24 protein-coding genes are annotated in these 19,223 nt (G+C 68.5%); 9 read left to right on the top strand and 15 right to left on the bottom strand.

Annotated elements, in window-relative coordinates; translation table 11 throughout:
* The first annotated feature begins 266 nt into the window (after positions 1-266).
* Together BLT71_RS16955 and BLT71_RS16950 are read left to right on the top strand one after the other, a co-directional pair.
* Positions 267-701, top strand: a complete 435-nt coding sequence (locus BLT71_RS16955; RefSeq protein ID WP_231994339.1) for a hypothetical protein — start codon at positions 267-269, stop codon at positions 699-701.
* A 7-nt stretch (positions 702-708) separates the two neighbouring features.
* The gene (locus BLT71_RS16950; RefSeq protein ID WP_172829997.1) at positions 709-1,299 is read left to right on the top strand and encodes a ZIP family transporter; all 591 of its coding nucleotides are present in this window, start codon (positions 709-711) and stop codon (positions 1,297-1,299) included.
* A gap of 19 nt (positions 1,300-1,318) precedes the next feature.
* On the opposite strand, the gene BLT71_RS16945 is transcribed toward BLT71_RS16950, so the two are convergent.
* The 3 genes from BLT71_RS16945 to BLT71_RS16935 all read right to left on the bottom strand — a co-directional run bounded on the left by BLT71_RS16945 (position 1,319) and on the right by BLT71_RS16935 (position 3,651).
* A complete protein-coding gene (locus BLT71_RS16945) occupies positions 1,319-1,699 on the bottom strand; it encodes a hypothetical protein (protein ID WP_091722596.1) in 381 nt (126 codons plus the stop codon).
* A gap of 193 nt (positions 1,700-1,892) precedes the next feature.
* Positions 1,893-2,723, bottom strand: coding sequence for an oxidoreductase (locus BLT71_RS16940; protein ID WP_091722593.1), 831 nt, complete (start codon positions 2,721-2,723; stop codon positions 1,893-1,895).
* Between the two features lie 43 nt (positions 2,724-2,766).
* A complete protein-coding gene (locus BLT71_RS16935) occupies positions 2,767-3,651 on the bottom strand; it encodes an aldo/keto reductase (RefSeq protein WP_091724112.1) in 885 nt (294 codons plus the stop codon).
* 93 nt (positions 3,652-3,744) lie between these two features.
* Between BLT71_RS16935 and BLT71_RS16930 the strand changes: the two genes are divergently transcribed.
* Together BLT71_RS16930 and BLT71_RS16925 are read left to right on the top strand one after the other, a co-directional pair.
* Positions 3,745-4,647 (top strand): helix-turn-helix transcriptional regulator, encoded by a 903-nt coding sequence (locus tag BLT71_RS16930; RefSeq protein ID WP_091722590.1) that lies wholly within the window; start codon positions 3,745-3,747, stop codon positions 4,645-4,647.
* A gap of 96 nt (positions 4,648-4,743) precedes the next feature.
* On the top strand, positions 4,744-5,124 hold the full coding sequence (locus BLT71_RS16925) for a hypothetical protein (protein ID WP_091722587.1): 381 nt from the start codon (positions 4,744-4,746) through the stop codon (positions 5,122-5,124).
* A gap of 36 nt (positions 5,125-5,160) precedes the next feature.
* Here the strand turns inward: BLT71_RS16925 and BLT71_RS16920 are convergent, their stop codons facing one another.
* Together BLT71_RS16920 and BLT71_RS16915 are read right to left on the bottom strand one after the other, a co-directional pair.
* Positions 5,161-5,616: a hypothetical protein gene (locus tag BLT71_RS16920; protein WP_091722584.1), complete on the bottom strand. Its 456-nt coding sequence runs from the start codon at positions 5,614-5,616 to the stop codon at positions 5,161-5,163.
* 32 nt (positions 5,617-5,648) lie between these two features.
* A complete protein-coding gene (locus BLT71_RS16915; protein WP_157693494.1) occupies positions 5,649-5,906 on the bottom strand; it encodes a hypothetical protein in 258 nt (85 codons plus the stop codon).
* Positions 5,907-6,006: 100 nt separating this feature from the next.
* Between BLT71_RS16915 and BLT71_RS16910 the strand changes: the two genes are divergently transcribed.
* From BLT71_RS16910 to BLT71_RS16900, 3 genes are all read left to right on the top strand, one after another.
* Positions 6,007-6,423, top strand: a complete 417-nt coding sequence (locus BLT71_RS16910; RefSeq protein WP_231994338.1) for an MmcQ/YjbR family DNA-binding protein — start codon at positions 6,007-6,009, stop codon at positions 6,421-6,423.
* A 64-nt stretch (positions 6,424-6,487) separates the two neighbouring features.
* A complete protein-coding gene (locus BLT71_RS16905) occupies positions 6,488-7,246 on the top strand; it encodes a phosphotransferase (protein WP_091722579.1) in 759 nt (252 codons plus the stop codon).
* Positions 7,247-7,367: 121 nt separating this feature from the next.
* On the top strand, positions 7,368-7,712 hold the full coding sequence (locus BLT71_RS16900; protein ID WP_091722576.1) for a YciI family protein: 345 nt from the start codon (positions 7,368-7,370) through the stop codon (positions 7,710-7,712).
* 120 nt (positions 7,713-7,832) lie between these two features.
* On the opposite strand, the gene BLT71_RS16895 is transcribed toward BLT71_RS16900, so the two are convergent.
* From BLT71_RS16895 to BLT71_RS20835, 5 genes are all read right to left on the bottom strand, one after another.
* A complete protein-coding gene (locus BLT71_RS16895) occupies positions 7,833-8,819 on the bottom strand; it encodes a sensor histidine kinase (protein ID WP_091722573.1) in 987 nt (328 codons plus the stop codon).
* Positions 8,816-9,487, bottom strand: a complete 672-nt coding sequence (locus BLT71_RS16890) for a response regulator transcription factor (protein ID WP_091722571.1) — start codon at positions 9,485-9,487, stop codon at positions 8,816-8,818. The genes BLT71_RS16895 and BLT71_RS16890 overlap by 4 nt, the downstream gene beginning before the upstream one ends.
* Positions 9,488-9,491: 4 nt before the next feature.
* Positions 9,492-10,202, bottom strand: coding sequence for a DedA family protein (locus BLT71_RS16885; protein ID WP_091722569.1), 711 nt, complete (start codon positions 10,200-10,202; stop codon positions 9,492-9,494).
* 10 nt (positions 10,203-10,212) lie between these two features.
* On the bottom strand, positions 10,213-10,974 hold the full coding sequence (locus tag BLT71_RS16880) for a phosphatase PAP2 family protein (RefSeq protein WP_091722566.1): 762 nt from the start codon (positions 10,972-10,974) through the stop codon (positions 10,213-10,215).
* A gap of 210 nt (positions 10,975-11,184) precedes the next feature.
* A complete protein-coding gene (locus BLT71_RS20835) occupies positions 11,185-11,331 on the bottom strand; it encodes a hypothetical protein (protein WP_231994337.1) in 147 nt (48 codons plus the stop codon).
* 93 nt (positions 11,332-11,424) lie between these two features.
* Between BLT71_RS20835 and BLT71_RS16875 the strand changes: the two genes are divergently transcribed.
* Complete coding sequence (locus BLT71_RS16875; protein ID WP_231994336.1) at positions 11,425-12,180, top strand: AfsR/SARP family transcriptional regulator; 756 nt, start codon at positions 11,425-11,427, stop codon at positions 12,178-12,180.
* 169 nt (positions 12,181-12,349) lie between these two features.
* Positions 12,350-13,762, top strand: a complete 1,413-nt coding sequence (locus tag BLT71_RS16870) for a sigma-54-dependent transcriptional regulator (RefSeq protein ID WP_157693493.1) — start codon at positions 12,350-12,352, stop codon at positions 13,760-13,762.
* Here the strand turns inward: BLT71_RS16870 and BLT71_RS16865 are convergent.
* The 5 genes from BLT71_RS16865 to BLT71_RS16845 are packed head-to-tail and all read right to left on the bottom strand — an operon-like array spanning position 13,759 to position 19,198.
* Positions 13,759-14,370, bottom strand: coding sequence for a hypothetical protein (locus BLT71_RS16865; protein WP_157693492.1), 612 nt, complete (start codon positions 14,368-14,370; stop codon positions 13,759-13,761). The genes BLT71_RS16870 and BLT71_RS16865 overlap by 4 nt on opposite strands.
* Entirely contained in the window at positions 14,361-15,182 is an 822-nt protein-coding gene (locus BLT71_RS16860) for an amidohydrolase family protein (RefSeq protein WP_091722557.1), read from the bottom strand. The genes BLT71_RS16865 and BLT71_RS16860 overlap by 10 nt, the downstream gene beginning before the upstream one ends.
* A complete protein-coding gene (locus tag BLT71_RS16855) occupies positions 15,182-16,288 on the bottom strand; it encodes an aminotransferase class I/II-fold pyridoxal phosphate-dependent enzyme (protein WP_091722554.1) in 1,107 nt (368 codons plus the stop codon). Before BLT71_RS16855 ends, BLT71_RS16860 begins: the two co-directional genes overlap by 1 nt.
* 19 nt (positions 16,289-16,307) lie before the next feature.
* Entirely contained in the window at positions 16,308-17,870 is a 1,563-nt protein-coding gene (locus BLT71_RS16850; RefSeq protein ID WP_091722551.1) for a hypothetical protein, read from the bottom strand.
* A 2-nt stretch (positions 17,871-17,872) separates the two neighbouring features.
* A complete protein-coding gene (locus BLT71_RS16845; protein WP_197676719.1) occupies positions 17,873-19,198 on the bottom strand; it encodes a hypothetical protein in 1,326 nt (441 codons plus the stop codon).
* Between the last annotated feature and the right edge of the window lie 25 nt (positions 19,199-19,223).

Here is a 19,223-nt window from a genome sequence, read left to right as displayed (position 1 = left end):
AGTTTCCCGCTCTCCCAACTAGGTCGCAGTAGATGCCGTTATGGGGCCCCAAAACGACATCTACTGCTAGTTAGTTGGGGGTGCCATGAGTGAAATCCTAAGCGGCTTGCAGACCGGCCGGCGGTGCGCGTTGAACGATCCATCTACGAGCCAAACAACTCCGGCATAATGGCGGGATGGGGGAACAAGGTGACTCACCTGCACGGCCAAGAGTCCACGCGGAGGTACAAACCCACGCGCCAGGCGTCTGGGTGAGACCAGCGGACATGCCTGATATCGCCCCCATCAGGCAACTGGCCATCGCGTATCCAATTCTTTCGGTCCTGTGGTTCGTCTGCCTGATGCCAGCGAGCGTTGGATATGAGTTCCTGGGCACCATCATCCTGCTCCTCTTTGGGCCCATTTTCGTCATGGGGGCAGGCATCGCGCTTGGACTTCCTCTTCGCCTGAACCGCCGGCTGAGCAGCTGGTGGCTGGGGAACTGGGGGCTCTACGTTCTCATCGCTGCAGCCGGTGCAGGGCTCCTGATTTCCGGCTTCAATATTTCGGAGCGCCAAGTTGGCGAAATCGACGGAATTCCGTTCGACGTGACTACGCCTCATCCTGGCTTCCTCACGGCAGGATGCTTCGCCCTTACTTTCCTGGCGGTAAACGCGTCGTTTCGATTGAGGCGCCGCGGCGGCCACGGGCGAGCGGCGTAGGGACGATATGCGCGACCAAGCACAGGACGCGGCCGCGGGTCTTCCGCAAGGGCCTCCGCGCTACCCAGTGAGCCCCGAAACGCACTACCGGGATGCGAACTGGCAGCACTTCATCGCCCCACCGGCGGCACCTCAAACGCTGGGAGACCTTCCTAGACAACGTTACGGAAGCACGGGGTTGGCTCCGCTCGGCCAGTTGGTTCTGGCCTTGGCTTTGATGGCGCCAAGCTGGTGCATCATCCAGCTGTCCCTGACGGTCGACTATGACGGGTTGTTGAGTTTGGTCGGCCTGGCTCTGAGCGGTCTCGTGGTGGCAGCGGTCGCTATCGTCTCACTCGTTGTGCTTGGCCTGCCCGTTCGCCTCATACCGTGGGTCAACCGCCGGTGGGCAGGCAACGCCAGAGCATATGTCGCAGTATCCGCTATCGCCGTGGGCCTGATGACTGCAGGATGCCTGATGAGGGTTCCGCACGTTGGCGGCGAGAACGGCATCCACTACAGCGTCCTCACACCGGACCCGGTTCTTCTCTGCGGTGGCTGGTTCCTCCTCGCGTTCCTTATGGTGAACGCATCACTGCCACTTCGCTGGACGAGGTAGCTCTGGCGCCGTCCCGGAACTATTCCAACTTGGTGGGGGTGGTGAGCGCGGCGGCCACGTCCACGGCCTCTTCGAGGGTGGCGGGCATCGCGGAATGGAAGGCAGCCAGGGCGTCGGCTCCCCGGACATGCGAGGCCAGCACCACCACGTGGACCATCTCATCGAAGGCGGCGCTGCACGCCAGGATGTCTCCCGGGCGCTGCCGCCAGTGCAGACCAGGCCCGGCATCAGGCTGAAAAACCACCCACCAGCCGGCACCGCCCGTGTCAAGGAAGACGTAGCCGCCCGACGGGTGGAGAGCGATCGCGTTCACGCCGCGGCCGCCGTACCCCTCCACCTTTTCGGGAGGGGCGGCGAACCGGACCCCGCTGTCGTGTTGGGGAAGATCGTCCCAGCGCATGTGCCCTGCCTTTGCCGCCCGTGCCAACCCTGCACGTCCATCACACGCCTGCGGGCCGGAAAAGGGGCCGGTTTGCCGGCGATTTTGACGGGTTCTTGACGCACCCCGGCAACTGGGTCGCAGTTGATGTCGTTATGAGGGCTCAAAACGACATCAAATGCGACTTAGTTGGGTTCAGCGGCGGGGCAGGGGCCTAGCCGGTGATGTCCGTGCTGGTGCTGAGGTCCTTCCACTGCTCCCGCTCGGCCAGCTGGGCGTCGGCCACCATGCCGAAGGCCCCGTACGCGTCAGTGCCCAGGAGCAGCAGCGCCGGCGGGTTCCCGGACTCGGCCACTGTGACGATCGCCTGGGCCGCCTTCACCGGATCGCCGGCCTGGTTGCCGTCCATGGTGTCGTTCTCCTTGCGCCGCTTGCCGGCCGTGTCTGCGTAGTCGCCGATCGGCGTCGCGGACTGGGTGAGCGAGCGGCCGGCGAAGTCGGTGCGGAAGCCGCCCGGTTCCACGGCGGTGACGCTGATGCCCAGCGGCTGCACCTCGTTGCGGAGCGAGCCGGACAGGCCCTCCAGCGCGGCCTTCGTGGCGGAGTAGTAGCCGGACCCTGCCGGGGTGATGCGCGCGCCGATGGAGGAGATGTTGAAGATCGCCCCCGATTTCCGCGCCCGCATGCCGGGCAGGACGGCCTTGATCATGTCCACCGCGCCGAAAAAGTTGGTGTCGAACAAACTCCGGATGTCGCCGTCGTCCGCTTCTTCAACGGCCGCGCGGTACCCGTAGCCGGCGTTGTTCACCAGCACGTCCACGCCGCCGAAGCGCTCCTCCGCCTGCCCCACCGCGTCCGCCACCTGCGCCGTGTCCGTGACGTCCAGGGGGAGGGCCAGGCTGGTGTCCGGGTGGGCTGCCGCGATGTCCTCCACCGAGGCGGCGTTCCGGGCGGTGACGACGGCGTTGTGCCCGGCTTCGAGGACGGCCTGGGCCAGGGCGCGGCCAAGTCCGGTGGAGCATCCTGTGATGAGCCACGTTGCCATGGGGTTTCCTTTCGGAGGTCTGTCGGGTGACGGTCGGGTGTGGTCAGGCTTCGGGGATGGGCATCGCGAACCGGTCCAGGCGCGCTTCGTCCGGGTCCGGCCCGCTGCGCACGCCGGAATCCAGCGCATCGATCGCGGCAAGCTGCTCGGCGCTCAGTTCGAAGTCGAACACGTCAAAGTTCTCGGCGATGCGCCCCGGGTTGGTGGACTTGGGGATGGCGGAGCGGCCCTGCTGCAGGTGCCAGCGGAGCATCACCTGCGCGGGCGACTTGCCGTGGGCCTGCCCGACGGCGGCAATCGCCGGGTCTTCCATGACGTTCCGCCGGTGCTCATCACCCCAGCCGGGGTAGAACGTGATGCCGCCGATGGGCGACCACGCCTGGGTGAGGATCCCGCTGGCCGCATCGGCTGCCTGGACATCCGGCTGAGCGAAGTAGGGGTGCAGCTCGATCTGGTTGACGGCGGGGACCACGTCTGTTTCGGCGAGCAGCTGCTTGAGGTGGTGCGGCATGAAGTTGCTGACGCCGATGGCCCGCACGTGCCCGTCCTGGAGCAGGGTCTCCAGGGCCTTGTAGGCGGCGATGGTCTTGGCGAACCGGTCCGGGGCGGGCTGGTGGAGGATGAGCAGGTCCAGCTGTTCCACCCCGAGCTTCCCCACGGCCTTGTCCCAGGCGTGCAGGGTTTCATCGTAGCCGTAATCGCTGACCCACACTTTGGTTTCGATGAACACGTCGGAGCGGTCCAGGCCGGAGCGGCGGATGCCTTCGCCCACCTCGCGCTCGTTGCCGTACGCGGCGGCGGTGTCAATGTGCCGGTAGCCGGCGTCGAGCGCGGACTGGACTGCCGCCGTCGTCTGTTCCGGTGGGCTTTGGAAGACGCCAAGGCCCAGGGCGGGCATGGTGACGCCGTTGTTGAGGGTAAGTTCCATGGTCATGCCTTCACGGTATTTCGGTTTGCGCGGTTGTGGGAGGGTGCGCCGGTACCTCCCTCCGGTGCCGGGCCTGCGCGTACCGTGGAGGCCATGACACACAGCGACGATGTGCGGAAGTTCCTGACCTCCCGCCGTGCCCGGATCACGCCGGAGGAGGCCGGGCTGCCTGCGTACGGCGGGAACCGGCGGGTGGCGGGGCTGCGCCGCGAGGAAGTGGCGATGCTCGCCGGGATGAGCATCGATTACTACATCCGGCTGGAGCGCGGGAACCTGTCCGGCGCGTCGGACAGTGTCCTGGAGGCGCTCGCACGGGCGTTGCAGCTGGACGACGCCGAGACGGCCCACCTGTTCGACCTGGCCCGGGCGTCCGCGGCGGCGCCCCGTGTGCGGCGCAAACGGAGCCCGCAGACGGTGCGGCCCAGCGTGCAGCGCATCCTCGATGCCATTACGACGGCGCCCGCCTGGGTCCGGAACGACCGCGGCGACGTCTTGGCGTCCAACGAGCTGGGCCGGGCGCTGTACCAGGACATGATGGCCGAGGAAGTCACACCGCCCAACAGCGCCAGGTTCACCTTCCTGAACCCGAAGGCGCGGGCCTTCTTCCGCGACTGGGAGCGCAGCGCCGACGACATTGTGGCAGTGTTGCGGTCCACGGCCGGGAAGAACCCGTTCGACAAGGACCTCACGGACCTGATCGGCGAGCTCTCCACCCGCAGCGAGGAATTCCGCACCCGCTGGGCCAAGCATGACGTCAAGTACCACCGCACCGGCCGCAAGCGCCTGCACCACTCGGCCGTGGGCGACCTGGACCTGACCTACGAGGCGCTTGAGCTCCCCGCGGACCCGGGCCTGCGGATCAACGTCTACACAGCCGAGCCCGCCTCGCCGTCGGAGGATGCGCTGAAGGTGCTGGCCAGCTGGGCCGCCACGCAGCGGAGTTTGGACGGGGCTGTCCGGGATTCGTTGGCAGCGCAGGAGCAGCTTCGGCCCTAACGGTAACCGCGGACGACGGCGGGAGGCCAGTTTCGCCGTCACGCCCGGTCAGGTGCGGGTCAGGGGCGTGGCCAGTGCCGTGGTTGGATGGTTGGCATGGGGAAACGGTTGGATGGCGGCGTCTTGATGGTCTTTGCCGTCACGTTGCTGTTCCTGTCAGTGCTGTCGACGTTCATGGTGTTCGGGTCGGGTTTCGACTGGGACCCGGACGACTATCCGCCGGAGTATTGGAAGGCTGAAATCCCGCAGCGCCAGTGGATCATGGCTATTGGAGTTGCCGTACCCGCTGCTTCGATGGCAACCGCGGCTGCTTCGATGTTCGCCCTGCCCCGCCGGCCGGTTCGCATCATTGCCGGCGGACTGGTGGCGGTGCTGGCCTTGGTGCCCTTCGTCGTCAGCTGGTACCTCGGGGACGAGGCCGTGAGCAAGGCGCAATATTGGGCGGCCTACACGGACCCGGGCAGCTACCGGCGGTAACGGACCTCCCCAAGCCCCGTCCCGCCGTCGTGCTTCCTAGAAGGAACCCGGAACGCGCGGAGTGGCGGCGGCGTAGACGTTCTCGTGGATCTTCTTGAACCCGCCCTGCTCGAGCTCGGCGGTGTTGTAGCCGTCCGGAACCAGGACAGCGGTGACGATGCCGGTGGACCCCGTCCGCACGATTTCCTGGTCGCTCTTGGACCCGGTGCCGCAGCCGGCGACCCATTGCCGGGGGTGGTTGTCCGGGAACACCGTCAGGCAGGATGTGGTGCCCTCTGTGTTCTGGCTGACGAAGTAGCGGATGTCGTCGACGTCCGCCACGAGCCGTAGCGTGTGCTCGCCCTCGGGCACGGCAGTCACGCCCGGCGGGAGGGTGTCAGCTTCCGTGGCCGGACGGTCCAGCACCGCCAGGCGCGGAGGGCCAGAAAGTGAGTTCAGCAGCACCCCCAAAGCCAGCGCAGCGACGATCGCGAGAATGATGAGGACCGGCATGTTCAGGGTCTTGCCTGCTGGCCGTGGCGCCCTCACTGTGCGTGTCCCTGTTCGTTGCGGAGCCGGACCAGACGGACCATATGGAAGGTAATCAGCCCGATGCCCACAGCGATGAACGCCAGGTCCCACCCGGCGAAAGCACCTGTGGCAAGGCGGTAAATTGACGGCGCCATGACCAGCAGGGCCACGACGCTGGAAGCCCAGGCCGAGAACCTGATGTTGACCTGTTCGTCCCGGGACTTCGCGTGAGCCGGTGGTTTGGTGTGGTCCCTCAAGCGTTCGTGTTCCATGCGTCTGCCCCCTCAGGCGTTGGTTCCCCGAGCCTACAGGACCCGGATTCGGCGGCTGCGGGTATTGCCGCTTTCCGTGGAGCGGGGCTACCTTGTGGCCATGGAACGCATGGCCGTACCCGAAGACATCGATGCCATCTGCAGCGGCCTGCCCGAGGTGGAGCTCGGGATTTCCTGGGGCGACCGGCCAACCTACAAAGTGCCGCGCGGGCCGAAAGGGCGGGGCTTCGTGCTGTACCGGGCCCCGCACAAGACGGCGGTGGACCCGGCAACGGGGGAGCAGTACCAGGACCTGCTGGTGATCATGGTCCCGGACGACGCCGCCAAGGAAGCCCTGGTGGAGGACCCGTCCGTTCCGTTCTTCACCATCCCCCACTTTGACGGGTACAACGCCGTCCTGGTGCAGGAATCCCGGCTGGGTGAGATCCCCCGGGACGAGCTGGCCGAGATCCTGGTGGAAGCCTGGGCCACCCGGGCGCCGAAGAAGCTGTCAGCGGAGTTCTTCGCCGGCCGCTGACTGCGGGAGTGCACGACGGCGGCCGGCACGCTCCGGACGACCGCACCCCGGGTAGGGTGGCCGGGTGAGCGCTGATGAGCAGGAGCTGACCGGCGGGAACGCATCCACAGGCGTCGTCCGGGTGGGAGACACCGTCCGGAAACCCTGGCTGGGTACCTCGTCCGCAGTGCAGGGCTACCTGGCCACGCTGCGGTCCGCCGGGGTGGACGTTCCCCGGCCGCTGGGCCGCGACGGGATGGGCCGGGCCGTGGTCGAGTTCATCAACGGACAGCAAGCCATGGACCTGCTGCCGCTGGGCAGGGAGGACCTGGTCCGGGTGGGCGGCATGATCCGGAAAATCCATGACGCCAGCGAAGCCTTTGCCATCCCCACCCCGGATTCCTGGGAGATGCTGCTGCCCGCCGAGAAGCCGGACCTGATGTGCCACAACGACCTCGCGCCCTGGAACCTCATCATGGGCGAGCGATGGGTATTCATCGACTGGGACGGCGCCGGCCCGAGTACCCGGCTGTGGGACCTGGCGTATTCGGCGCAGTCATTCGGGCTCCTGGTGGAAGGCGAGCCGGTGCAGGACGCGGCGCTCCGGCTTCGTGCCTTGGTGGACGGGTACGACGCCGATGCCTCCTTGCGGGCGGCGCTTCCCGCTGCGATGGCTCGGCGGACGGCGGCCATGCACCGGCTCCTGGAGTCATCCCACCAGTCCGGCTTCCAGCCCTGGGCGGACATGTTCGTCAACGGGCACGGCGCCCACTGGCAGGCGGCGGCACAGTATGTCGAACGGAACCAAAAAGCCTGGGCGGACGCGCTCGCACCAGGTGACTGACCGCCGTCGTCCGTGTCCGTAACACCCGGAGCGACGCCTCGGCAGCCACCCGCGGCTGCCTCCGTGCGGAGCCATAATCGGGGCCTTCCCGGGTGAAGGGCTGCGTGGCACCATCTAACCCATGACCAAGTACCTGATTTCTTTTCCGGGCAAGGGCCAAGCCATGAACCTCACCGAAGAGGAGTTCCCCATCGTGGTGGCCGAGTCGCATGCTGTGATTGAGGAGGCCAAGGCTGCCGGCGTGTACGTCTTCGGCGGCGGCATCGCGGAGGATATCGCTCCCGTGCTGGTGCAGGCCGACGGCTCCGCTGGCACGGACATCTACCCGGGCTCGGACATCACCGGCGGGTTTACCGTGCTGGAGGTGCCCACCCGGGCGGAGGCCGAGCAGTGGGCGGCAAAGATTGCGGCTGCCTGCCGCTGCGCCCAGGAGCTCCGCGAGTTCATGTACGATCCCGCCAGCTGACAGCCGGGCCGCGCTGCGCTTCTTCGATTTCGACGCGCATACCCGTGAGCGCAGCCCGCATACCCCTGGCGAAATCGAGGATGCGGGTCGAAATCGGAGATCAGCGTCGGGACCGGACCCTCAGTCCCGGGCCACCGGCAGGGCGAGCCGCATGGTGGTCCCGTCCGGCCCGGTGCGGGCCACTTTCACGGTGCCCCCTGCCCCGGAAGCGATCTCGCGGACCAGGGCCAGGCCGATCCCGAAGCTCCGCTTGCCGGGGGCGTTGCCGGGCCCGGGTGCACGGACAAAGCGGTCGAAAATCCGGTCCGGGTCAACGCCGGTGATCCCCGCTCCGGTGTCCGCCACCTGGAGCACCGCAAACGAACCCTCCACCGAGGCGCTAATGGTGATGGTCCCGCCGTCGGGCGTGTGCGTGAGCGCGTTGTCCGCCAGGGCCAGCACTGCGCGGCGCAGGGAACCGGAGTCGATCCGTGCGGAAGGCGCCCCGCTGGACGTGAACACCAGCCGGACCCCCTGCTGCGCCGCCAGGTCCTGCAGGTCGGCCGTCACAGAGCGGCCCACGGAGGCCACATCCACCGGATCGGCAGCATCCGCAGCGCCGCCGGTGGCTGCCAGGAGGAGTTCGTTCACAATCCCGGTCATGGTGCCCGCATCCTCCCTGATCCGCGCCAGCGCCTGCCCGGTTTCGGAGCCGGGGTCAGCCTTGCGCTGGGCCAGCTGGATGCGGGTGTCCAGGATGGTGAGGGGCGTGCGCAGTTCGTGGCTGGCGTCCTGTACGAACTGCCGTTGGCGGGCCAGCGCTTCACCCAGGGGGCGGATGGCGCTGCGGGCGCTGAGCCACCCCACCACGCCGGCCAGCACAACGCCTGCCAGCCCGGCAAGAATCATGCCCTCGATCAGGTCCTTCGAATCGAGGTACGTGTAGGTCTTCCCGGGCGCCGTGGACCCCGGCAGTACAGGGTTGGCGAGCTTGTACATCAGGAAGGCGGTGGCAGCGGCAAGGAGGCAGAGCACCAGCACCGCGCACGCCGCAGTGATCCGCAGGGCCACCTTCAGCGAGGCCCGCCGGAGCGTCTCGGCGTCGCCGGATGCGGGAGCCGGCGTCATGAGGGGTCACCGATCTGGTAGCCCACGCCGTGCACGGTGCGGACCACCGTCCGGGAAATCTTCCGCCGCAGATGGTGGACGTAGGTGTCGATCACCCCGGGCTGGTCGGTGGGGTGGAAGTGGTCCGCCAGCAGTTCGTCGCGGGTAAACACGCGGCCGGGTTCGGCCGCGAGGGCCGCCAGAACTTCTGCCTCCTTCGCGGTGAGCGACACCGTGTCGCCGTACACCGACCGGACAGCGCGCGACGCCGGGTCCAGCTCCCAGGTGCCGATGCCCACCGTCCCGCCGGGCGTACTGTACGTCCGCGTCAGGGCGCGCAGCCGCGCGGCCAGCTCGCCGGCGTCGAACGGCTTGGTCATGTAGTCGTTGGCGCCGGCGTCCAGGCCCGCTACTTTCTGGTCCGTGTCGCCCAGTGCGGTGAGGATGAGGATCGGTGCGGCCACGCCCTTGGACCGCAGGGCCGCGATCACGCTGACGCCGTCCATCACGGGCAGGCCGCGGTCAATCACCATCACGTCCCACGGCTGGGTCAGGCCCAGGTGCAGGCCCTCCTGCCCGTTGGCGGCCAGCCGGACGGCATAGTCCGGCTCCAGCAGCTCGGCGATCAGCGGGCCCAGCACAGGATCGTCCTCAACGAGCAGCAGGGCCAGCCGTTCCGCGGTTGTCATGCGCCTATTCTTTCGCAGCCGGCCCGGCGGTGGGGTCAACGGCGGCGGTGTCAGGAGCGGCGCCGTCAGCGGCGGCAGCCTTGCGGCGGCGCTTCAGGAACTCCACCACCCACGGCACCACGGAGACCAGCACCATCACCACGGCAATGACATCGATGTTCTTCGCCACGATCTCGTAGTGCCCCAGCCACGTGCCCAGGAGCGTCACGGACGTCGCCCAGACTGCCGCGCCCACAATGTTCCACAGCGCGAAGGAACGGTATTCGTAGCGGGCGGCCCCTGCGGTGAGCGGCGCGAAGGTGCGCACCATGGGCACAAAACGGGCGAGGACGACGGCGGCGCCTCCATGGCGGCGGAAGAAGTCTTCGGTGGCGGTCAGGTGCGCCGTCTTGAGGATGCGGGCATCGTCCTTGAACCAGCGGCGGCCGAATTTCCGCCCGATGATGTAGCCCACCTGGTCGCCGGCGATGGCGGCCGCGGTGATCACGCCGATCAGCACGGGCAGTGCCAGCTGGAGCTGCTGGTGCAAGAGCCCGGCCGTGAAGAGCAGCGAGTCGCCGGGCAGGAACGGGAACAGGACCCCGGATTCGATGAACACCATTGCCGCGATCACGCCCAGGGCCGCCGGCCCCAGGCCTTCCAGGAGGCTTGCCGGGTCCAGCAGGGACGGTGAACCGGCGGCGTGAACCACGCCTGAAACAAGAATGTTGTGCATGTCTGGTCCCTTAGATCCGGCCCGAGGGGCGCATGGTGGCGGCGGGCAGGCGCTCCAGGAGCCGCGGGGCGAAACGGTTCCAAAGCCCGGCGAGCAGGACCGCTGCGGCGCTCGCGGCCAGGAAGGACGCCGCCACATCCGTGGGGTAATGCACGCCGATGTAGAGCCGGGACCAGGCCACCACCACGGCCATCACCGCGCCGGCCACGGCCACAGGCTTTGCCCAGCGGGTGCCGCGGAAGAGGAAGTACAGCGCGAACGCCAGGGCCACGGCGAAGCAGGTGTGGCCGCTGGGGAAGCTGTTGGAGCCGGTCTCCGGGGCAAGGGGATCGAAAAGCAGGGCCGGGTTGGGCCGCTGCCGGGCGAAGATCAGCTTGAAGGCCTCGCTGGCCACCCAGCCCGAGCATGCCGTGAGGCCGAACGCCACGGCGCCAACCAGGTCGCGCCGGAACACCCAGATGGCCAGCGCGGCCGCGGCGATGAGCAGCAGCCCCGCCACCGGGCCGAACAGCAGGTTGATCCCCATGGCCACGGCAGTCAGCGCGGCGGCGTGGTGCAGGCTGAGGGTCTGGTCAAAACCCAGTTCCGCGGCCGTATCGCCGGGCAGCAGCTGCACGGCCAGGCCAATCGTCACGACGGCGGCGCACAGCAGCGCTCCCACCGGCAGCCAGTGCCGGGGCTGGGGGAGTGCCCGGAACCGGGTGCCGACGGCCGGGGAAGCCGTGGGGGCGGGGTGCTGTTGACCGCGTGAGTTGTCTGTTGGCTGGTGCATCGGCTTCCTTGGGGAGGGGATGTGGCCGCTGTCCGGCCCACATTCAACCCTCCCAAGGCGTCCTTAAGAAAGGCTTAAGAACTCCTGTGCCCTGTTCCTGTGGTGGGGATGGGTGTATGAGAGACAGCCCTCCCAACCTGATTAGGGGCTAACGTTCATTGACTTTCCATTTCAAGCTGGGGATGCTCGTTCCTACGTGTTTCAGGTAATTCAAACGGGTTGAGGTGTCCCGTGGGCAATGGCGTCTGTGGACATTTGGAATTGAATTTGCTCCGGTATTGGCAACTGCGCCGTGACGGAGAAATTGTCCGCGTTGCCGCCAGGCAGCAGCGTCTCATCGCCGTGCTTGCCGTCCACGGGCCCAGCCTGCGGATCTATCTGGCCGGTTTGTTGTGGCCAAACTGCCCTGAGCCGAGGGCGCTGGAAAGCCTGAGGGTCAGCACTCATCTGGTGACGCGCCAGGTGCCGGGGCTGCTGGCGAAGAACGGGCCGATGCTCGCCCTGGACCCTGCGGTGCAGGTTGACCTGCATCGGGTCCGTGCCCTGCTCCAGGACGGCTCCGCCGGCTTCGGGCAGGCCGCCCGGGCGCTCCTGGACTTGCGCGGGGCCGAGCTGCTGCCAGGGTGGTACGAGGACTGGGTGGTCTTTGAGGAAGGCCGGTTGCGCCAGTCCCGGCTCTGGGCCCTGACCACGCTGTCCCGCTCGCTGCTGACGGCAGGTGACTGTGAAGGCGCTGCGGAAGCCGCGGTGGCCGCACTGGATATTGAACCGCTTTATGAGAGCGCAGTGCGGGCTTTGGTCATCGCCGAAATACGGATGGGAAATTCCGCCTCAGGCCTGTTGGCGTATGAAAAGTATGCGGTGACCCTGTGGCAGGAAATGGGCGTGGCGCCTTCCGAGGAACTCGTGAAACTCATCGACGAAGTCCAGGGCCCGGTCCATCCGCAGGTGCACAGCGGCCGGAAAACACCGGTGGACTATTCAGCCGTTCTGGTCCCACAGCCACTCCCGCACGGCCTGGACCACTTGCTCCCGGTCGGCGGCGGCGAGGCTGCCGTGGCGTCCGGGGCCTTCGCTGAAGGTCACCCGGGCACGGAAGGCGGGCTCGCCGTCGGCCTCGATCCACGTGCGGATGACAAGCGTCCCGCCGCTGGCGGGAGCGGCGGACCCGGCGGGGGCGCTGTCGTCGATCATGCTGTCACCTGACTCCTTCTTTGTAGCCCTGATCATGCTGCAGGAACCGTCTGCAACCCGCTGTTTTTACGGAAAGATTGACGCAAGATCGGCACACCCGCGCAGCCGGTCCGCGCGACGGGACGCACCGGTAACGGGGCAGTAACGCCGGCCGTGGTCTCCTTCCTCAGGCGGTGGCAACGTGGGCGGCGGAACTGCGAGGGGCTCGATGCCGTGGGTGATGGACCTCAGTGGCCGGCAGGCCTGGGCCGGGGAGGCGATAGCAACCCTCCGTGCCGGGGACATCGCGCTGGATTCCGTTGATGCGCCGGGCAGCGTTTCGGCAGCGGGGTTGATCGTGGCGCAGGAACTGACCCGGGACCTGGAGGCGGCGCTCGCGGCTGCGGAGCACGGCCGGTGCCGGGTGATGGTGATCGGGCCGCCGGACGGATCGTTGCGGCCGTGGCCGGTGCTGGAGGCGGGCGCGGCGGAATGCGTGGCATGGCATAAGCAGGCGGCGGCGGTTTCGGCGTGGCTGCAGCGGGTGGAGGACGTCGAATCGGTGATCGATTCCCTGCCGGTCCGGGACAAGCTGGCGGGGCAGAGCCCGGCGCTCCGGACAGCCCTGCGGGAGCTGGTGGTGGCGGCGAAATTCGGACACGCGCCCATCTTGATTCAGGGCGAGACGGGCACGGGCAAGGAGCTCGCGGCACGGGTGGCCCATGCGGTCAGCAGCCAGCGCGGAAACCTGGTGGTGGTGGACTGCACCACCATCGTCCCCACACTGATGGGCAGCGAACTGTTCGGCCACGAGCGGGGCGCGTTCACCGGTGCGGTCAGCGTGCGGACCGGTGCGTGTTCCGGCGCGGACCAGGGTTCCCTGTTTCTGGACGAGGTGGGTGAGCTCCCGCTGGAGCTCCAGCCGGAACTGCTCCGCGTGGTCCAGGAAGGCACCTACAAGCGGGTGGGCGGCGACCGGTGGCTGCACAGCAAGTTCCGGCTCATCTGCGCCACCAACCGCGACCTCCTCAGCGAAGTGGCCGGCGGCGGCTTCCGCACCGACCTGTACCACCGCATCGCCGCCTCCGTGGTCACCATGCCGCCCCTCCGCGACCGGCTGGAGGACATCCTCTGCCTGTTCGCCAGGTTCTGCCGCGAAGCCACTGGGGCCCGGACCGATCCCGAGGTGGACCCGGCGGTCCAGGACGCCCTCGTCAGCCGCAGCTACCCCGGCAACCTCCGCGACCTCAGGCAGCTCGCCTTCCGCATCGCCGCCCGGCACGTGGGCCCCGGCGCCATCACCCCCGGCGACGTTCCCCGCGATGACAGGCCGCAACCATCCCGGGGGCCGCTGGGCAAAGACGCGTACGACGGCGGTACCTCCGCCGCGAATCCGCTCACCGCGGCGGTGGCTTGGGCCGTTGACGCGGGCCTGGGGCTGCGCGAGATCAAGGAGCGCGCCGCGGAGGAGGCCGTTGCGCTGGCGGTGGAGCGCAGCGGCGGGAACGTCCATGCGGCCGCCTCCATGCTGGGGCTCACGGACCGCGCCGTCCAGCAGCGGCAGGCCCGCAAGGCAGGTCCACAAACAGATCCGGCCGCTGGCGAGGGCACCTAAACGCCGTGGGACAGCTCGTTGGCCACTTCCCGCCAGTACCGGTCGCCGGTCTCGTCGGCTAGTTCCCGGAACAGATCGCCCAGCTCCCGCCAGAGCACGTCAGGTCCCTTCCTGCGCAGCCGCTGGGGCCTCTGCTGCGGCCGGTGGAAGGTGCCGGCGAACCGCTGCCGGACCAGCGGCTCCACCGCCAGGCCGAAAAGGTCCGGCTTGCCAGGGTGCGGGAACGGCATCGTCTTGGGCAGCTCAACCTTGTCCAGCTCCCGGCGCGAAACCAGCAGCCGTTCCAGGCTGGGCAGCGGGCCCTTCTTCAGCAGCTCGTCGCGCTTCAGCTCATGCGCGAACACCCTCACGTGGGTGGGCGGGCCCTTGGCCGACCACGGCCTGTAGGTGACCAGCCACACCGAGGTCCGGTCCGGTTCGCTGCCCGCCATCCACGCCGGCCGCTTGCCCGTGGAGGTTCCCCGGGCCGCCGCGCTTTGCTGCACGTAGCGCTGCAGCTGATACAGGCCCTTCCGGATCGCCGCATCGTTGTGCGGCTTGATCTCCGCAAGTCCTGGGCCGCCGACGGCCTTGCTTCCGACGGTCAGTCCGGTTGTTGTCATAGCCATGCCGTGTTCCTCCTGTCGGTGCCACTTTGATCGGTGCGACTTCGCCCATTGCCCGCGAAGGCCGTGCGGCGCCCGCCGGTCCTGCGCGCCGGGCCGGTCAGCTGCAGGACGTTGCCGCCCAGGATGAGGGCCCGTTCGGCGGGCGGCAGGTCCAGCGCGAAAATCTTTGCGAGTTCGGGGGCTGGGTGCAGGTAGGGGCCGTCGCTGCCGTACAGCACTTTGCGCGCCCCCGCCCGGGCCACCGCCTCCGTCAGCAGGTCGAAGTACCGCACTCCGGAGGTGTCGGTGAAGATGTTGGGCACCATGGCCAGCGCGCCGATCAGCCGGCTCTGGGCCCGCCAGTCATCGGAGAAGGAGGACAGGTGCGGCACGATCCACGCCACCCCGGGATGACGCTCTGCCAGCCACACCACCTGCTCCACGTCGCCGCCGGGGTCGAAGAGCACCGGCATCCGGTGGCGTTCCGCGGCGAGACCCACCTCGTCCGTCGCCGGCCCGTCGGACCAGTGCACTTTGATCCCGCAGGCCCCATGGGTGTGGGCGTCCGCCACGATGCTGCCTACCCGTCCCCGATCCGCGGCGGCGTTGACGAACACGTACCAGAGCCATCGCCCCGGCGCCTGCCCGGCCAGCCCGGCCACGGTCCGGTTGGCCGCCGCATAGGCGCCCACGGGAGCGGCCATCAGCACCGCCCGGTAAATCCCGACGGCGGCCGCGCGCCTCCGCCACACCGCAAAGGAGGCAGCGGGGTCGGGAGGGCCCAGCGGCACCCCGGCGGTCCCCACATGGACGTGGGAGTCGACGATGTCCATCAGGCCGCCCGCCTGTCCCGCGTCACGGAGTCCAGTCCCCGTACCAGCCGGTCGAGGTCGGCCTGAGTGTGGTCGGCCCGCACCACCGCGGACAGCACGGCGCCGGGCCGGCAGCGGGGCAGCTGGACGAGTGCCTCCACACCCCTGGCGGCCAGGGCCGCATGCCACCGTCGCGCCAGCGGCAGCGACGCCACCCGGGTTCCCACGATGGGGAACGGCTGTCCCACCGGAGGCAGGCCCAGGCCCCGGAAGGCCTGCCGGAGCCACCGGGTCAGCCGCCACAGCCTGGCCCGCAGGGCGGGGAGGCGGCCGTTGCGGAGGGCACCGATCCCGGCGGCAAGATCAGCTGCCGACGGCGGACTGCTGTGCACCCGGTTCTCCCCGTGCCGGGCCAGCAGGTCAATAGCGGCCCGGTCGCCGGTGATCACCGTGACCGGGGTGCCGTACGCCTTGGCCAGCGACCCCAGCCACAGCACATGGTCGTGGCCGAGCCCCAGCCAGCGCGCCGTGCCGGACCCGTCGCCGAAGCCGCCCGCAAGGTCAGCATCGCCAAAGCCGCCGTGCCCGCCGTCGCGACGTCCGCCGTCGTGATTCCTCCTGCCCAGGACGCCGAACGCCAGCGAATCATCCACGATCACCCGGCCGCCGGTCTTTCCGGCCAGCGCCTGCAGCCGGGCCAGGGGAGCAGGCCGTCCGCAGCCCTGGCACCAGCCGTCGGTCACCAGCCACGTCCGCGTTGAGGGCACGACGGCGGGCGGCCGGAAATGCGGGTACGTCGCCACCCGCACGCCGCGGGAAACGCCGGCCCGGCAGGCCCAGTGGGTGAGGGGATAGGCGCCCTCGTCCACCAGGAGCAGGTCCCCGGGGCGGGGGATTTCCTGCAGAATGTCCATCATGCCGTGCAGTGCGGAGCGCGCCACCAGGCCGGCGCCGGCGTGCTGGCGGGCGGCCACAGTTGAGGCGAGGTCCGCGGCGGCCGGCAGCTCCCGCAGCGCTGCCGGCACCCCCGTGGTGAACTCCGCCCACGGCGCCAGTGAGGCGCTGGGGTGGTGCTGGCCCAGGAACAGTGCGGAGGTGAAGTCCGTCCCTTGCAGCGGGCTAGACATCTCCTGACCCGGCCATCGCCTAGTACCGCACAAGCTTCCGGGCCAGCCGGCGCTGCAGCAGCGCGGACGGCATGGTGGTGTCCACCCGCTCGCTGAGGTCCGCCCCTGTCACGGCCCGGTAGGCGTGGATGTAGCGCTGCACGGACGGCTTCCACTTGAGCGCCCAGTTCTTGGCGTCGTCGCTGGCCATGCCTGACTCGTTCCACCGGCCGTGGCGGACGGACAGCAGCAGCTGCTCGCCGTGGACGGCAAGGTCGTAGAAGTGGGTCACGCTGGTATCGGCCCACTCCTGCATCAGCTTCATGGTGTCCACCCGGCCCATCCATTCCTCCTGGTAGGGCACCATGGTGCGGCCGCCCAGGAACTCGCGCATCTCCGGCTGGGCCAGCATCCACTGCACGTCGAGGGTCTCGATCCGGGCGGTCAGTGAAACGTCGGCGAACTGGTTGTTGGCTCCGGCCGCGAGGACCAGGTGCAGTTCCTGCAGGTTGCTCAGCAGCGGAAAGGCGTCCGCGTCCACGGTCTTGTCGCTGAACTCCTTGTAGTAGCGGTGGCAGGCGTTGAGCAGGCCATGGAAGGCGTCCAGGAACTGGGTCCGCCGTTCCACGAGCGTCTCCGACGGCGGGATGGCCCGGCCGATCAGCTGCAGCCCGTACTGGTACTCGTACTCGGCGGCGCGGCGGCGCAGCGAGAGCCGGTCCTTCTCCGCCTCGGCCAGCCCCCAAAGGAGGCCTCTCAGCGGCAGGAGCGGGCTGACGGCGAGCCGGGACAACGCGTCCCCGCCGGCCGGGGTCCGCCGGTTCTGGAACCGGGCAATGATCCGGTTCAGCGACTGGAACAGCATGCCCTCCTCCAGCCAGTACACGTAAATCAGCTCGACGAAGGGCACCAGGTCCAGCGGGTAGGGGCCGTTGGGGATGCCGCTCGGGAAGGGGCTGGCGAGGTCCTTGTCCTGGTCGCTGACGTAGGACAGCGGAATGGCCTGGCTGCTGTGCGGGGCCGGTCCCCAACTGGTGCCCTTCTTGCCCGATCCGAACTTGTTGCCCAGCGCCCCCTTCGAAACGAATTCCACCGAGAGGGCGTGCAGGTTCTGGTACGTCATCCCGCCGAAGGGCGGGAAGGCATTGAAGCTCTTCTTCCGTGTCTTCGCGAATGCGGCGAAGTTGGTGTAGGTCAGGTTCCCGGATACCCCGGAAATGAACTCCCAAAGCTGGGAATGGCCGCTGTTGGGGGAGGCGTTCGGCTCCAGGGCCACCTTGACCACCGGTGCGGACTCGGGCGCCTGCACATCGATCCGGTCGATGATGGTCCAGTTCCCTACGATGCCGCGCATGTTGGGCCGGAACCGGATCCTGTACTCCATGGCCTCGGGAAGCTGGACTTTCAGGTCCAGGGCCTTGCCGCGGCTCATGGTCTTGCTGAAAACGCCGCCCTTGTTCCCGCCGATGGGCACGCTCCTGCCCCGTTCGTCCAGGACCTGGAAGTCGTAGTCGCCCAGCGGGTCCGAAGATTCCAGCTGGAACCGGATGCCCACGTCCTGTCCCGCGTAAACCGGTGCAACCGGCCGTCGATTGAAATCCATGGCTATCTCCTTGTTGTTAGTGCTGGTGTGGTGGGGTTCTGCGGTGCGGGCAGGCCCGGTGGTGCGGGGCTGCCCATGAGGTCCAGGCTGCTGCGCACGGCCCACGCGGTGAGCAGGGATGACAGCTGGGCGCTTTCCTCCCCGGCGGTGATCCGGCCGGCGGCCTTCGCCTGGCCCAGCACGGCGAACACCAGGGCGGGCCGTTGCCGGGCCATGATGCCGAAATCGTTGCCCCAGGCTTCGTGCAGGCTCAGCAGCCGGTCGGGCTGCCGCTGGCGGACGGGCCAGATGGTGCCCAACTTCCGGCCGCCGGCCAAGGCCACAGGGTGGTTCATGAGGACCTCCACCAGGTTGCCGATATGGGACTCGCGTTTCCTGATCCAGGCGAGGTGGTGGTCCGGGAGGCCGGCCACCGGGTACATCGCCCGCCACACCGCCGCCAGCTCCCGCCACTGCGGATGTGGGTAGAGGGCATTGCCCAGTGCCGCGGAGATCAGCACCCGCAGGTACGGCATCGGGTGGGGGTCGGTGCCGCCGGGGCGGAACACGAAATAGCGGGGAAGGCTGACCACCGCCAGGAGGCCCACCGTGGAGGTGATGCCCACCGTGGCCACGGACCACATGTCCGCCACGATTTCGCTGATCCAGAGGGACCACACGTCCCAGCCGCCGTCCGGGTCCTGCGCTGCCCGCCGGTCCAGCTCGGCCCGAAGTGAAGTGACCAGGTCCAGCTGCGCGGCCCCCTGGTGGCCCACTTCGTGCGCCAGGGAGGACGCGATCCCGCTGCCCACCATCCGCTCCCGGGGTAGCCGGATGATGCCCACCGGGTTGGGCTTGCCGCCGGGCAGCCGGGTCTTGGCGCGCCGGATCGCAGCACCCGCGCCCCGGGCGAGGTAGACCACCAGCCGGGCGTCGCCGTCGTCGTACCGTCCCAGCCGCAGCGCATCCTGGGCGAGGATGTCCAGCCCGGAAAGCCAGACCCCCGTGGAGTGTTCGCTGCGCTGGGTGACCACCTCGGTGAACATGTCGAACTGGGACAGGACCATGTTGAACTGGAGGCGGATGAGGACGAAACGACGCTGCTGTTCGGCGGGGGTGGCGGTCCGCCCGTCGCTGTGCAGCCAGTCGAGGAAGTCCCCGATCTGGACGCGCAGTTCGTGGCGTCCGGTGTGCAGGAACCGTTCGATCAGCAGCTGGGCGTCGCGGGGGAGGGCGGCGGCGAGGACCATTGTTTCGTGCATGACGAAAGGCTTGATCTGGTCCAGCCGCGACATCAGGCCGGTCGCTTCACTCTCGATCAGCGCCGTGCCGATGCTGTTGGTGTCCACCTCGATCGCCTGCCGTCAGCCGTCT

It is taken from the genome of Pseudarthrobacter equi (genome assembly GCF_900105535.1).
GTDB classification, from domain to species: Bacteria; Actinomycetota; Actinomycetes; order Actinomycetales; family Micrococcaceae; genus Arthrobacter; species Arthrobacter equi.
The sequence above is the reverse complement of the archived record's forward strand: the minus strand, read 5'-3'. Positions and strand labels throughout refer to the sequence as shown.